Origin of the sequence: Pseudoalteromonas sp. KS88 (genome assembly GCF_004766475.1) — a bacterium.
GTDB lineage: Bacteria > Pseudomonadota > Gammaproteobacteria > Enterobacterales > Alteromonadaceae > Pseudoalteromonas.
Genome location: NZ_PYHV01000007.1, coordinates 233,859 through 248,587, shown reverse-complemented (window position 1 = coordinate 248,587; position 14,729 = coordinate 233,859). Strand labels below are relative to the sequence as shown.

Genomic DNA, 14,729 nt, shown 5'->3' with positions numbered 1-14,729 from the left:
GTTAAAATGCCAAGGGTTAGATCAGTATGCCAAGCGCAAACGATCTATTTTACTCATGTTTTATATTGCTGATCATAGTGTTAGCTGTATGCAAAAAATTATTAGTTTGGTTTTGATCCTGCTCACCCGCAGCGGTAAACGAGAAAAAACAACGTTTGTCGTTTTCATCGGCACGTTCGTACAGTCACACGGTAGCTCTGAGTTACCAGCCAGTGCTACCGTTCATGTACCTGATAAGCAGGGTATTACTGACTTAGCTACAATCAAAAATAACTACCACGTTAATTAGTTTGTTAGCGAGCAACCAAGCACTGATTTAATTAATGCCGTGAGCACTCAATTAGGCCAAAGTCATATCAAGCCGATATTGTTCATCTTGAGTCTTCATTGGTGCGTGAAATAAACCCCCTCGTACGTGAACGCTTTACGATTGAACGCGAGAATATTGTGTTCAGCCTATTGGAAACAAGGCATAACAGCTGATGGTTTTAAAGTCGAAAAACAGCACCAATCAAATGCCTTAACGGCATTTGAAAAATAAAGTTACGGCACCACTTTACATTTACATTGAATATAAATAGAGCGTGTTATGAGCGTACTTAACAATATGCACTTTTCATTGTTAGAGCTTAGCCCAATGAAAGAGCATGAAACAGTCTCGCAAACACTGGCAAACAGTGTTGCGTATGCACAAAAAGCAGATGAGTTAGGTTTTAATCGCTTTTGGATGGCTGAGCATCACAATATGCCGGGTATTGTATGTGCAGCAACATCGGTATTAATCGGGCATATCGCTGGGCAAACACGTAATATCCGTGTTGGTGCTGGTGGCGTAATGTTACCCAACCACCCACCGCTTATCGTGGCAGAACAGTTTGGTACATTGGAAAGCCTTTACCCCGGGCGTATTGATTTGGGTTTAGGTCGTGCCCCTGGTAGCGACCATATAACAAGCCGAGCACTTAGACGTGATGAGCGCAGAGCTGAGAATTTTGCCGATGAAGTTACCGAGCTGCAATCATTACTAGGCCCAAATGATGGTGGCTCCCCAGTACGCGCAATACCTGGCGAAAACACTAATGTGCCCATTTTGTTGCTTGGCTCTAGTTTATATAGCGCCCAATTGGCAGCTGAAAAAGGCCTGCCTTATGTTTTTGCAGGCCACTTTGCGCCGCGCTTTTTATACGATGCAATCACCTTGTACCGTCGCGAATTTAAACCATCTGATGTATTAGACAAACCCTATGTCATGCTGGGGTTACCTGTTGTAGCAGCAGATACAGATCAACAAGCACAACACTTAGCAACCACGTCAAAACAACGAGTGCTGGCACTATTACGCGGCCATGCTCTTTGGTTAAAGCCTCCGGTTACGAGTATGGATGAGCTTTGGAATGAGCAAGAGCAAGCACAGGTTGATAACTTTTTAGGTTTATCAGTTGTTGGCGGCCCAGCGACCATTAAACATAAGCTTGAGATGATAATAAAAGAGCTTGGGGTCGATGAGTTTATTTTTACCAATGATCTATACCACAGCCAAGATAGACACAAAGCGCTTGAAATCTTAACCACATTAAAAAATAGCTAAATTAAGCAAGCATACATTTTGCGCTTGCTATTGTAGCTATACAGCAAAACAGCGGTAAACCATGCAGTTTACCGTTTTGTTTTATTAATCAGTTCGATTCATACAATCAATTTTAACGTTTTATAAAAACTCATTAGAATGAAGGTATAGACTAAAAAACATATTTAAAGGAAGGCTCATAGTGAAACCTCAAGACCCTGAAACCACCGATACTTTCAATAAAACAGCATTGATAGCTGAAGGGGGCGGTCAGCGAGGAATTTTCACAGCAGGTGTACTAGATGCATGGCTTGAGCACCAATACGACCCATTCGACCTTTTCATTGGCACATCAGCAGGCTCACAAAACCTAACTAGTTTTCTTTCACGCCAAAAAGGCTATGCTAAACGTCTTATTAGAGGTTTATCTCGCAACAAACGATTCTTTCAATTAGGAAGAGGGCTTGTGGGTAAAAGTATCGTGGATCTTGATTGGTACTTTGATAAAACCACAGAGTTTAATCGTGCACTTGATTTCAAAACGGCTAAAACAAGTTTAGGTGAAAGAGAACTGTTGATCACAACCACAAACGCTCGCGATAGAAAACCGTATTTTTTGTCCCCAACCGGTGAAGATAAACAATGGCGCGAGCTATTAAAAGCGTCCAGCGCGTTACCATTTTTATATAAGCAAGGCGTTAGATTAACTCCTTGGCTTGATAAACCTGCTGCTAATGAAGATCTTAAAATCACTGATTATAACGCGCACTCAGATAACTTCTTTTTAGACGGCGGGCTTGCCGCGCCACTACCTGTTAAAGAGGCCTATAACCGTGGCGCAAGAAAAATCGTGGTAATAAGAACCGTTGATGAGAACTTTCAAGCGCAAACTGCGTGGGTTCAAAAGCTTAGAACATTTGCATGTGCATCGGGCTACTGCCCAAAAACACTTGATTACTTGATTCAACACGAGCAAGCATATCTGGACGAGCTATCATTTATAGCCAATCCGCCTAGTGATGTAGAAATTATACAAATTTTTGCAGACGAAAAGCTGCACAGTAAATTATTAGGCAGCTCTAACGACGATTTACGCTTTGATCATAAGCTAGGTGTAAAGGCTGGCCGGGCTTATTTAGAAAGCCAAAACGCACGTATAGTAGATTACGCACAGAGCTACGCCATGTAACTGTGTATCAACGCTTAAACTTAAATTACCACTTAAGTTTAAGCGTTGGTAAAATACTCGGAAAATTAAAACTATGCTTTTTTTAAACTTATCGATGGCTTTTTATTGCTAATCGTCGCCCCTAATAAAATAAGCGCTAAAGCTATAAATACTGACCAACTAAAGGGAGCCTGCAAGGCGAGTATTAAAATAAAGGTAGAGAGCACCGGCGTTAAAAAACTCAATGAGGCTAATAGCGATCGGTTACCAAATTTTAAGCCATGATCCCATAAATAAAATGCACCACCTACTGGGCCTAATCCCAATAAAATAGCACCTAGCCATTGTGAGACAGACAAACTAATAACGGTCGTTTCAAAATAAAAATGTGCAAAAAGGGCAAGCACTGCCACAATAAGTGAAAGCCAGCCTATGTCATCTACATGGCTATCAAATTGCGACATTAAATAAGAATAACTAGACCAAAGTACTGCGCAGCAACCTGCAAAAAAGTACCCTAAGTAATACTCACTATTGATAGATAATCCACTGCCATCGGTAATTAAACTAAGCGTGCCTAAAAACCCCAGTAATCCCCCTAATATTGCTTTAAATTTAGACCCTGGGGTAGCCACAAATACACCCAGTAATAATGGCCAAAGATACACTATTAAGCTTACCTCTATTAAGGGGCCGTACTTTAAAGCCATAAAATAACAAAAGTGAAAACCAAATAAACCAGTAACACCTATTATCATTTGTTTTTTAGAAAGCTTAGGAGGGGTTAATAATGGCTGTTTTGAAGCAAAACGCTTTACTAATAAAATAATAAAAGAGAGTGCAAAACACATAAAAAGTAACTGAAAAGCAGGGAGCGCTTTGGTTAAATTACCCAGTAAAGCTAAAAGCCCCCACAAAAATATTGCTAAAAAACCTATGTGTGTTGCCATTAATTATCCTCCGTAAATACTATTTACTGAGTGTATCAATACAGGCTTTTAAAAAATGTGCTAAAAAGACGGTGTTATTGTTTGCTATGACGTAATTTAACCTACGCTCTGCTTAAGCTTGATTTATTATCTCGTGTTTAGGTTATCTATATTATTGCTTTGCAAATGCTTTAGGTGGCTGACCAAAGTATAAATTAAACCGGCGGCTAAACGCAGAGGCATCGTTATAACCAATGCGCTCGCCCACTAAAGCAATCGGTAAGTCTGAATGGGTTAAAAGGGCGCGAGCGTGCTGCATTCGCAACATAGTTAAATATTGCAGTGCACTCATAGTGGTACTTTTTTTAAACACAGTTTTAAATTGCGTAACGCTTAAACAGGCTATATCGGCCAGCTCTTTTAACGTGTAGGGGTACGCTAAGTTTTGCTTAACAATGGTTATTACATTATCTATTCGCTTATCAATATTACTGTGGCTACTTTGCTCACAAAGTAATAAGTAAAATAAATCAAAGGTTGAACTAGTAAGCTTTTCATCGCTAACAAAAAGCAGTTGCTGCTCTATAAACTGTAAGTAACTTAATAAACGACTATCTATTGAGATTTTAGGGCATAAAAGATGAATAAGGTTTTCAGGTAGCGCGTCTAAATCTGCCACAATAAAACGCGCGGCTTCATCGGCCGTAAAGGCATGCACCACGTTTTTCTCTATAACGATACAACTACCCGTACTAACCGTTGTTTTAAAGTCATTATTTAACGTTATGAAAATTTCACCGTGTAAGGGTAAAACAAGTTGATGGTAATTATGCTGGTGGCGCTTTATATCTTGCGAATAATACCGAATAGAAAGCTTATTCATTGCCTACTCCATTACCTAATAAATAACCCGAGTATTGCCTAAAATACTTTAAGTAAAACATGGCGTTAATAAAACCTAAGTAGATGATAATAATATACTGGTTTCGCTATTTAAAATGCCTTCTATTTCGCGCACTTGCCTAAGTACGCCATCAAACTCACCTAAATTTGCAGCCTGTATTTCAGCCACTAAATCCCAAGCACCGTTGGTTGTATGTAACTTTGTTAGCTCTGGTATGCCGCGAAGGGTTTTAATTACCTGCGATGTAGATTTTCCCACCACTTCCACCATCATTATTGCTCTTACAGCCTCGGTTTCGATGTGTTCATGTACACGCACCGTAAAGCCTAATATAGCGCCCGATGAAACTAAACGGTCTAAGCGATTTTGCACCGTCCCGCGTGACACCTTTAAAACATCGGCTAGGGCTGAAATAGAAGCGCGGCCATCTTTTCGTAATTCGGCTATTAATGCGTTATCTAAGGAGTCGTAAATGTACGGGGTCATAAAACGCCTTGGGTTATGTGTTTATTACAAATTACTAAATTTGTACTTTAATGCATAGCAATTTGCTAAAAAATAATACTATTTGTATGAACTTTTGGCATTTTAACTGTCACCTCTGGCCTATAAACTTATTTCAATTAACTTATTTAGTCATTAAAGAGGTATTTATGAGTCATTTTATAGCAGAGCCAAAACAAGGTGTTCCATTTGTTAGCGTACAGGCAATGGCCAAACTTATAAATAAAGTCGGAATAGAAAACGTTTTGCTTGAGCTTACCCAAAGATTAGAACGCGACTTTGCTCGCTGGGACGAATTTGATAAATCGCCACGTTATGCGGCGCACTCTACGGATGGCGTAATAGAGCTTATGCCCGTAAGCGACGGTAAAATGTTTAGCTGTAAATATGTAAATGGTCATCCAAAAAACACCTTTAAAGAACTTCAAACCGTGGCCGCGTTTGGTATTTTGTCGGATGTTGATAGCGGCTATCCGGTTATGATCAGCGAAATGTGCTTACTCACGGCCTTACGCACAGCGGCTACATCGGCGCTTGTGGCAAAGTATTTAGCACCCAAACATTCAACAACGCTTACATTAATTGGTAATGGTGCACAGTCTGAGTTTCAGGCATTGGCTTTTAAAGCTGTAATAGGCATTACCCACATTCGTTTATACGATATTGATAAAAACGCCTCTAAAAAAGCCTACAACAACTTAAGTGGCTATGGATTAAATGTAACTATATGCAATAGCGCAGAAGAAGCCGTGCAAGGTGCGCACATTATTACAACTTGCACAGCCGATAAAAAAAATGCCACTATTTTAACCAGCGATATGATCCCGCAAGGTGTTCATATTAATGCGATTGGTGGCGATTGCCCTGGTAAAACAGAGCTTGATTCGCAATTGTTAGCGCGCGCAAATGTGTTTGTAGAGTATGAGCCGCAAACCAGAGTAGAGGGCGAAATACAGCAAATGGACGAAACCTTTGCCGTGACTGAGTTTCATAAAGTAATTAATAAACAATCACCTGGGCGTACAAATAACAATGAGCTTACTATTTTTGATGGGGTAGGTTTTGCGAGCGAAGACTTTACCGCGCTGATTTATATTAAAGACGCGCTGGTGGTTGCGGGTGAGTTTTCATTACTTGATTTAATTACACAACAAGCCGATCCGCGTAATTTATTTTCGGTACTTAATAGTGTGCAAACATCAAAAACATCAAAAACAAATAAGCAAGAGCAAGTTGCATGAGCCACATAAAGCAAGCACCAACAGCGGTGGTTATGGTGCGCCCGCATCACTTTACATCTAACCCACAAACTATGTTAGACAACACGTTTCAAAGTACCTGCAACTCACAAAACCAGAGCCAGCTTGCCTTTGACGAAGTAACTAATGCGGTTAAATTATTACAAAACGAGGGCGTAACAGTTCATCTTTTTGAAGACGAACATACACACACGCCCGATTCTGTGTTTCCAAATAATTGGTTTTCTACTCATCAAAGTGGCGAGCTAGTTATATACCCAATGTACGCAGAAAACAGAAGGTTAGAATATCGAAAAGATATTATTGATTTTTTGACTAATCAATATAAAGTGTTATCTGTGACTGATTATTCATTTTTAGCGAAAGAAAATGCGTTTCTAGAAGGCACAGGATCGCTTGTTATTGACCACCCACATAAGCTTGCTTATGCAGTAGAATCGAAGCGCACTACTAAAGCTGTGATTAATACAGTATGCGAGCAATTAAAGCTAAAACCTGTTGTATTTAATGCCTACGATGAGCAAGGTACTGCGGTTTATCATACTAATGTACTGATGTGTGTAGCCACAGAGTTTGCCATGATCAGCTTAAATATGGTGCCAAATAGTCAACACAAACAATTAACTAGCTATTTTAAACAAAGCCATTTAGAAGTAATAAACTTAACTAATGAGCAAATAAATAGCTTTTGCGGCAATGCAATAGAGCTACAAGGTACAAATGGTCGTATTTTAGCCCTCTCACAAACGGCGTTTAATGCACTTACAACCGAGCAAAAAGCAGCAATACAAAAAACAGCTAAACTTGTTCCGTTACCTATACCAACCATAGAGTCGGCGGGAGGTTCGGTTAGATGCATGATTGCGGGTATACACCTGCAAAGTAAATAACCTACCACTAGGTCAACATTCTAAGGCAGCTTAGCTCCGCTAAGCTATGGCTAACATGCATTATTAAATGCAAATTACTCAACTACTCGCTGAGTAAAACATAATAAATACAAAGGATTAGCCCATGTTCGATACCGTAGTAAAAAGTGTGAATGACCTATTATGGGGCGAAGGCCAAATACTAATTTATATACTACTATTTGCAGGTATTTGGTTTTCAGTACGTTTAAAAGCAATTCAACTTGTTAAATTTAAGCACATGTTTAGCCTGTTAAAAGGCAGTAGTAAGTGTAATAAAAACGATATTTCATCATTTCAAGCGCTCTGTACTGGGCTGTGTGCCAGAGTAGGCACAGGTAATTTAGCCGGTGTGGCTGTGGCAATATCACTCGGTGGTAGCGGAGCCATATTTTGGATGTGGATGATTGCCATTTTAGGCATGGCCACAGGCTTTGCTGAAAGCGTACTGGGGCAAGTGTATAAAGTACGCGATAGTAACGGCGAATTTAGAGGCGGGCCTGCTTATTACATTCAACAAGGTATAGGCAGTCGTGCATTTGCTATTGTGTTTGCCGCCTGTTTGTTTTTAGGTTACGGCTTTACCTTCAGCGCAATGCAAACCAATACTATAACCGATGCACTTAATTACGCGTTTGAAATTCCAAACTTTTATTCTGGGATTGTTATTACTGTTCTTGCAGGGTCGATTATACTCGGTGGGTTTAAAGCAATCGCCCGATTTGCCGAGCGCGTTGTACCAATCATGGGCATTGTATTTGTATTAGCGGCGGTGATCATCACCCTTATCAACTTCACCCAAGTACCTGCCATGCTTAAAGATATATTTTTATCAGCGTTTGGCTTGCAAGAAGCTGGTGCAGGCGCCATGGGGGCAGCCATTAAAAATGGTATACAACGCGGCTTATATTCTAATGAGGCTGGCGCGGGAAGTGTGCCCCATGCATCGGCTAGTGCCAGTCCAATGCCAAACCACCCAGCGACGCAAGGCTACATACAAATGTTAGGGGTGTTTTTCGATACCATCGTATTGTGTAGTTGTACCGCCGTTATTATTTTATTGGCTGATGTAGATATAAGCGGTGAGATGGAAGGCATACGCTTAACGCAAAGCGCTATGACCTCACACTTAGCGCAAGGCGGCGTGTATTTTGTAGCCGCTGCCATTACTTTATTTGCTTTTACCTCGGTGGTTGCTAACTACGCCTACGCCGAAAGTAACCTCCACTTATTTAAGCTCGATAACAAAGTAGGGCGCAGTATTTATACTTTGCTTTATTTATCAATGATGTTGTGGGGCGCATCAGCCACCTTAAAACAAGTATGGGATTTAGCTGATATTGCGTTAGGGTTAATGACAGTAGTAAACGTTATCGCTATTATACTACTCACACCGACCATTTTGTCTGTTACTAACGACTACCACGCACAAAGAGACAAAGGCATAGAGCCTGAGTTTAAGGTAAAAAACGTAAAAGTGCAGGGCAAATGTGAAGACGGAATTTGGGATTAAGATTAAAGTTTAAGTGTGTTTTTATTGCATAAATATTCACTTTTAAGTTTAGCTTTAATAACATTAAACTGCGACTCTACAGGTAGTATTTTTAGATGATCGACATTTATGCAGGTAAAACTGCAGCAACAATAATAAACGAACAAGGTTTCAAGCCTGAACTTTTTACATCATTTTTAGGCGCAAGTGGCGGGCCGAAATGGTTTACCTTATTTGGTTTCGATAAATACCTTTTTGGCGAATTTTTTAAAGGTAGAACGCAGCAATTAAACTTAATTGGTTCATCTGCGGGGGCATTTCGTGCAGCGTGTTTTTCACAAAACGACCCAGTAGCGGCCATAACACGGTTAGCAAAATCCTACAGTGAAACTCGTTATGAAACCAATAAACCAACCCCTGAAGAAATAACAACCAAAGCGCGTGCCTTACTTGAAGAGGTTTTTGGTGATAACGGCGTTGCTGAAATAATAAATAACCCTGTGTTTAAATCTCATTTTATTGTAGCAAAATCAAATGGTTTGGTTGCAAGTGAGCGAAAAGCATTACAGTTATTAGGCTTAACCAAAAGCTATTTAAGTAATCGCGTACATCGCCGATTTTTAACTAAGCAATATGAGCGTTTTATTTATCAAGCTCCCAATAGCAATTTTGAAATTGAAGACAGTTATCAATTTAAAACCACACAATTGGATTTAACCACTGATAATTTAAAAGATGCATTACTCGCATCGGGCTCGATACCGTTGGTCATGCAAGGTATAAAAAATATTGCCGGTTCACCTCCTGGTATGTACCGCGATGGCGGCATTATTGATTACCACTTCGACTTAAAAATTAATAATCCGGGGCTAATTTTATACCCACATTTTAATAGTGATCCAAAAGCAGGGTGGTTTGATAAAAATTTAAAACGTACTGTCGCACCAGAAAACTACGACAACGTAGTCATGATTTCACCATCACAAGAATTTGTTATGGGCTTACCTTACGGAAAAATTCCAGACAGAAACGACTTTACAGATCTTGATGCCGACACCCGCATTAAATATTGGAATACCGTATTTAGTGAAACCGAAAAACTAGCAGATGCCTTAGATAAACAGTTAAACAATACGCTAAAACTCATCCCATATCCCTAGGTAATATCAATAAGGTAATTGTAATTGTAATTGCTTATTTTCATGATTCAACTATCATTGAACTAGTTGATTTTGAATGAAGAAAAACCATATTATGCCTTTTAGCAGCTTAGATTTACTTGAAAACGAAAAACAAAGTAAAGCTTATGAAAAACGTACTCGATATGTGGAAATCGTCGCAAAAGCATTAGCGCTTGGCTGTATTTTACTGTCTGTTTTATCAATTTCTGGTTACGTTTTTTCTGCACCTCAATTATACAGGCCGATTTCTGGGGGCTCAGCGACACACCCACTTACAGCTATTACAATTATACTGATCGGTTTAAGTGTTTTTTTAGAGCATAAAAAATACTTTACGATTTTGAACCCCTTGTTAGCAATAGCTGCCTTAATTACGTCACTGATGGTGACCGTTGATATTGCTACTAATACTACTTTTACTCGCCATATCACGCCTTTTTCACACACTATAAGTTCAGAAGTGAGCGCTGGCTTGTCTAATTCCATGGGCATAAATACAGCCATCATGATGATTTGTTTATCCTGTGCATTGTTGTTTGGTAGTTTGAATAAAATTATGATTGCGCAATTTACAGCCTTTATCGGTTTAGCTGTACCAATGCTGTCAATTATTGGATATGCCTATGGAATTAAAAGCTTCTTTGGAAATATGTCAATACTAACAACGACCTATGGAATATTTCTTGGCCTGAGTGTGTTGTTTATTCATGCAAAATATGGTGCTGTACATGCATTATTATCACCGCATATTGGTGGGCGAATTGCCCGATTTCAGGTACTAATAGGGTACTTTGTACCAATCACAATTGGCTATTTATTTATTCAGTCATTGGTTTCAGTAAAACTAGAAGATTTATTTGGTTTATACGTTGTTGTAATCTCATGGTTTATAATTATATTAATTATCACAAGTGCAATATTTCAAGAAAAAATTGATGAAAAAAGGCGTGCTGCAGAACTGGCATTACTACAAGCGGCAACACATGACAGTTTAACTGGCATAGCTAATAGGCGGCATTTTATGGAGTTAGCAAAAAGCGCACTTGAGAAAAGTACTTTTAACGCTGCTGAGACTTACATTTTGATGCTTGATGTTGACCACTTCAAATCCGTAAATGACAGAGCTGGTCATGCAATTGGCGATAAAGTACTAATTGCTATCGCATCAACATTAAATAATTGCGTACGGGAAACAGACTCAGTATGTAGATTAGGTGGTGAAGAGTTCGCAGTTATATTACCAAATATAGATAAAGATGGTGCAGAAGTAACTGCAGAAAAAATCAGAACGGCTATAGAAAGAACAGATATTCCTGAATACACTGATATTTATGGCCAAGTTACAACATCGATAGGTATTGCAAAAGCTGAAGAAAACGAGACTATTGATACTGTTTTAACAAATGCCGATAAAGCACTTTATTTAGCAAAAGAATCTGGGCGAAATAAGTCTGTACTTTATAAGCCACAAGAGACGTAATACTAAAACTGCACGACATAATAGTAGTCGTGCAGTTTATAAGTTCTAGTTAGTAAGGTGTAAGCTAAAATATTATAAACAACCCATAAATTACGTTATGTTAAATTACTTGGTATGAATTAAAGTGGGCGTAATTACACAAACTAGCCCACTTTTAGAAGGGTTTTTAAGGTTTAATTTAGCTCAGAATCTACCCAGAACTTAGTGCCTTTTAGTACAGCTTGTAATGCCAGGCCATTTTCGGTTAATGAATAAACAGTTACTTGATCTGCAATAGCTTCAGCAACTATAGCCCCTCCTTGATCTTGATATTTTGCGGCAGCATCGGCATTTCCACCAAAGGCCCAACCATGTTCAACAAAGCGGTTTAATGCAGCTTGATCATGAAAAACCATAACAACATTAAAGTCTTTAACGCCTAAACCAAGGCCTAAACCAGCTTCACCCATATTCATATAAGTTGATTTACCCGTTAGGTTATTTTTTACTACGCCATAGCCACCACCAAAACTTGCAAGCACTACATTTACATTGGCATTATCGAAAACAGCATAACCGGCAGAGCTGGCAATTTGTTGTTTAACATCAGGCTTTTCTGTATATAATTTGGCTAACGTATCTGCACGCATGTTTTGTACTAAATTACGCTTTTCATTTGGCGAGGCACTGCCAGTTGTCGCACACCCTGATAAGATTAAAGTTAGTGTTACTAAACTTAAAACAATTAATGTTTTCATATGCTTTCCTTAAACACCGACGGTAGCAAAAACTAACAACAGCTTTCACTTACTTAATGTCCAATACTAGACAGTATCGGACTTAAAGATTAAACTGTAACTAATTTATTTTAATAGAAATTAGCTCAATATGCTTGTTGCTTTGGTCGATACATTAAAACAATTACGATATCAAATTGCTCACCTCGATGATGATACGTTGCAATCAGAATACCCAGAACTTAATAACTTTATACAGCAAGTTGGCTTGACTGTGACTGAATCAAAAGAAGATCTGGTATTTTTATATCAATTTTTATATGTGTATGGGCGTAAATCTGAAGCGACCTATAATCGGTTTAGAAATGAACTCGAACGTTTTTATTTATGGTCTTGGTTAATTGCTGAGAAATCAGTTTTTGAATTAAAGCGTGAAGATATCGAAGGTTATGTGGATTTTATGGTTGAGCCAGATTCAGCTTGGTCAACTACTTCAGTGCAATGGCGTTATAAAGATGAGCAAGGAATACGACGGCTAAACAAGAATTGGCGCCCTTTTATGCGCAAGGAATCAATTGCTAGCCAACAAACTTTAGCTGCAATGTTTACTGCACTTAATGTATTTTATAAATTTGCTATTCTAGAAGAAAAAACATTTGCTAATTTTGTTCCGGTTGTTAAAAAGAACAGTCCGTATTTAGTTGTGCAATCTCAAATTAAAATACCTGATACATTGAGTGATATACAATGGGAATATGTGTTTGGTGTTACTCGAGATAAGTGTGTACAACAACCTGATTTTGAGAGAAACCTTTTTACTTTGGCCTGTTTAAAAGGCTTATATCTTCGTATTTCAGAATTATCAGAGCGCCCGCAGTGGTCACCTGTGATGTCTCACTTTTGGCAAGATAATGATGGTTTTTGGTTTTTACGAATAATGGGTAAAGGTAATAAATTAAGGGATGTTACGCTTAGTGAAGATTTTATAGAATACTTAAAACGATATAGGTTATACAGAGGGTTAACTGCCCTGCCTCGTGTTGATGAATCAGATCCACTTGTTCATAAAATCCGTGGTCAAGGTGGCATGACTGTTCGTCAAATACGTAGGTTAGTACAGCAAAGTTTCGATCTTGCAAAGCAATCATTATTAGATGATGGTTTTACAGATGATGCAGAGCAATTAGAATCGGCAACTGCACATTGGTTACGTCATACTGGTGCTACCCATGATGCACAAACCAGACCGTTAAAACATTTATCTGAAGATTTGGGTCATGCAAAAATAGCGACGACTGATCAAATTTATATTCAAACGAATATAAAAGAGCGCGCAAAATCTGGAATTAAAAGGAAAATTTGATGGAATACTTTGTATTAGCAACGGTTGGCTTAGCTTTTTTGGCCTATTCAATTTCTATTAGACAACTAGAGGTAGTTGAAGTAACAGGCCCGATGTTTTTTGTTTTAATAGGGATGCTGATTGCTTTTTTTATCCCCGATGTTTCTATCGAATCAAAATATTATAGTGCTGATCTGAGTAAGTTATTACCATTAATTGAATTAACCTTGAGTATATTCTTATTTACTGATGCAGCAAAAACTAAACTTTCAGTTTTAAAGCATAGCTTTCAATACCCTAGCCTATTATTATTTTTAGCCTTACCGCTCACTTTATTTTCAGGAATTGTGGTTGCGAGCTTAATGTTTACTGAGTTAACTTTGGTACAAGCATCGCTGGTTGCGATTATTTTAACACCAACAGATGCAGCACTAAGTAAAGGTATTCTAAATAGTAAACATGTGCCAGAAAATATACGTGAAGGGATAAACACTGAAAGTGGTTTAAATGATGGTTTATGTGTTCCTGTGTTTTTACTTTTAATGTTGTTGGCGCAAGAGCCAGCAACATCAATTTCTATTTCATCGGTTGCAGAGATTTTTACACGTGAACTTGGTTTAGCAATAATTATTGCCATAACGGCGATGAGCATTTTTATTCCTATAATAAAGTTTGCAATGCAGCGTCACTATTTTTCAAATAATACGAGTCCGTTTTTAGTTATAGGTATGGTTATAGCTATTTTTTCTATTGCGCAAAGTGTTCACAGTAGCGGGTTTATAGCGGTATTTGTAGCGGGCTTGATTTTTGATAGATTTACAGAGCAGGACTTAAGAGAAAAACTTGTTGAAGACAGCGAACATATTGCTGACTTTATCGGTTTACTTATTTGGTGCTTATTTGGTTTTGTGTGTAGCTACGTAGTTTTTCCAAATATAAATTGGCAAATCACCCTTTTTGCAATGATGAGTGTGACCATTTTACGAATTATACCGGTGATGTTAAGTCTGCAATTTACGAAGCTGAAAATAAAAGATCGGTTTACTTTTGCTTGGTTTGGTCCGCGAGGTTTAGCATCAATTGTTTTTACAATGATGGTGATTGATACAGAAATTGAAAATAAGTTTCAAGTTGCAGCCATTGCGATGACGACTATATTATTTAGTGTTTTTATCCATGGCATGAGTACTAAACCAATTGCTGACAGTTATTCTAACTAACCTGAACTCTGGATAATAAATCTATCTCCAGCGGCTACTTTCAACGCTCACTGTGTTGA

At 38.5% G+C, this 14,729-nt stretch carries 14 protein-coding genes; 10 read left to right on the top strand and 4 right to left on the bottom strand.

The genetic code is table 11. The features are described from left to right. Positions 1–88: 88 nt before the first annotated feature. From C7Y70_RS04595 to C7Y70_RS04585, 3 genes are all read left to right on the top strand, one after another. Positions 89–289: a hypothetical protein gene (locus tag C7Y70_RS04595; protein ID WP_135473545.1), complete on the top strand. Its 201-nt coding sequence runs from the start codon at positions 89–91 to the stop codon at positions 287–289. Positions 290–589: 300 nt separating this feature from the next. After that, positions 590–1,588 (top strand): LLM class flavin-dependent oxidoreductase, encoded by a 999-nt coding sequence (locus C7Y70_RS04590; protein ID WP_135473544.1) that lies wholly within the window; start codon positions 590–592, stop codon positions 1,586–1,588. A 181-nt stretch (positions 1,589–1,769) separates the two neighbouring features. Beyond that, on the top strand, positions 1,770–2,756 hold the full coding sequence (locus C7Y70_RS04585) for a patatin family protein (protein ID WP_135473543.1): 987 nt from the start codon (positions 1,770–1,772) through the stop codon (positions 2,754–2,756). A 71-nt stretch (positions 2,757–2,827) separates the two neighbouring features. Here C7Y70_RS04585 and C7Y70_RS04580 read toward each other — a convergent pair whose 3' ends face one another. From C7Y70_RS04580 to C7Y70_RS04570, 3 genes are all read right to left on the bottom strand, one after another. Then, positions 2,828–3,685, bottom strand: coding sequence for an EamA family transporter (locus tag C7Y70_RS04580; protein ID WP_135473542.1), 858 nt, complete (start codon positions 3,683–3,685; stop codon positions 2,828–2,830). A gap of 151 nt (positions 3,686–3,836) precedes the next feature. Next, positions 3,837–4,547, bottom strand: a complete 711-nt coding sequence (locus C7Y70_RS04575; RefSeq protein ID WP_099293276.1) for an AraC family transcriptional regulator — start codon at positions 4,545–4,547, stop codon at positions 3,837–3,839. Between the two features lie 75 nt (positions 4,548–4,622). After that, on the bottom strand, positions 4,623–5,054 hold the full coding sequence (locus tag C7Y70_RS04570) for an Lrp/AsnC family transcriptional regulator (protein ID WP_054201566.1): 432 nt from the start codon (positions 5,052–5,054) through the stop codon (positions 4,623–4,625). 167 nt (positions 5,055–5,221) lie between these two features. On the opposite strand from C7Y70_RS04570, the gene C7Y70_RS04565 reads away from it, so the two are divergent. The 5 genes from C7Y70_RS04565 (at position 5,222) to C7Y70_RS04545 (ending at position 11,392) form a co-directional block, all read left to right on the top strand. Beyond that, entirely contained in the window at positions 5,222–6,313 is a 1,092-nt protein-coding gene (locus C7Y70_RS04565) for an ornithine cyclodeaminase (protein WP_135473541.1), read from the top strand. Continuing rightward, a complete protein-coding gene (locus C7Y70_RS04560) occupies positions 6,310–7,221 on the top strand; it encodes an arginine deiminase-related protein (protein ID WP_135473540.1) in 912 nt (303 codons plus the stop codon). Before C7Y70_RS04565 ends, C7Y70_RS04560 begins: the two co-directional genes overlap by 4 nt. A gap of 124 nt (positions 7,222–7,345) precedes the next feature. Beyond that, positions 7,346–8,752 carry an alanine/glycine:cation symporter family protein gene (locus C7Y70_RS04555; protein WP_135473539.1) on the top strand — a complete coding sequence of 469 codons (1,407 nt, stop codon included), beginning with the start codon at positions 7,346–7,348 and terminating at the stop codon, positions 8,750–8,752. Between the two features lie 95 nt (positions 8,753–8,847). Continuing rightward, positions 8,848–9,891, top strand: a complete 1,044-nt coding sequence (locus tag C7Y70_RS04550) for a patatin-like phospholipase family protein (RefSeq protein WP_135473538.1) — start codon at positions 8,848–8,850, stop codon at positions 9,889–9,891. A 76-nt stretch (positions 9,892–9,967) separates the two neighbouring features. Further along, a complete protein-coding gene (locus tag C7Y70_RS04545) occupies positions 9,968–11,392 on the top strand; it encodes a GGDEF domain-containing protein (protein ID WP_135473537.1) in 1,425 nt (474 codons plus the stop codon). Between the two features lie 173 nt (positions 11,393–11,565). On the opposite strand, the gene C7Y70_RS04540 is transcribed toward C7Y70_RS04545, so the two are convergent. Next, entirely contained in the window at positions 11,566–12,129 is a 564-nt protein-coding gene (locus tag C7Y70_RS04540) for a YSC84-related protein (RefSeq protein ID WP_135473536.1), read from the bottom strand. A gap of 130 nt (positions 12,130–12,259) precedes the next feature. Here C7Y70_RS04540 and C7Y70_RS04535 point away from each other — a divergent pair, with 130 nt between their 5' ends. Together C7Y70_RS04535 and C7Y70_RS04530 are read left to right on the top strand one after the other, a co-directional pair. Then, the gene (locus C7Y70_RS04535) at positions 12,260–13,471 is read left to right on the top strand and encodes a tyrosine-type recombinase/integrase (RefSeq protein WP_135473535.1); all 1,212 of its coding nucleotides are present in this window, start codon (positions 12,260–12,262) and stop codon (positions 13,469–13,471) included. Beyond that, positions 13,471–14,670: a cation:proton antiporter gene (locus tag C7Y70_RS04530; RefSeq protein ID WP_135473534.1), complete on the top strand. Its 1,200-nt coding sequence runs from the start codon at positions 13,471–13,473 to the stop codon at positions 14,668–14,670. The genes C7Y70_RS04535 and C7Y70_RS04530 overlap by 1 nt, the downstream gene beginning before the upstream one ends. Positions 14,671–14,729 lie beyond the last annotated feature (59 nt).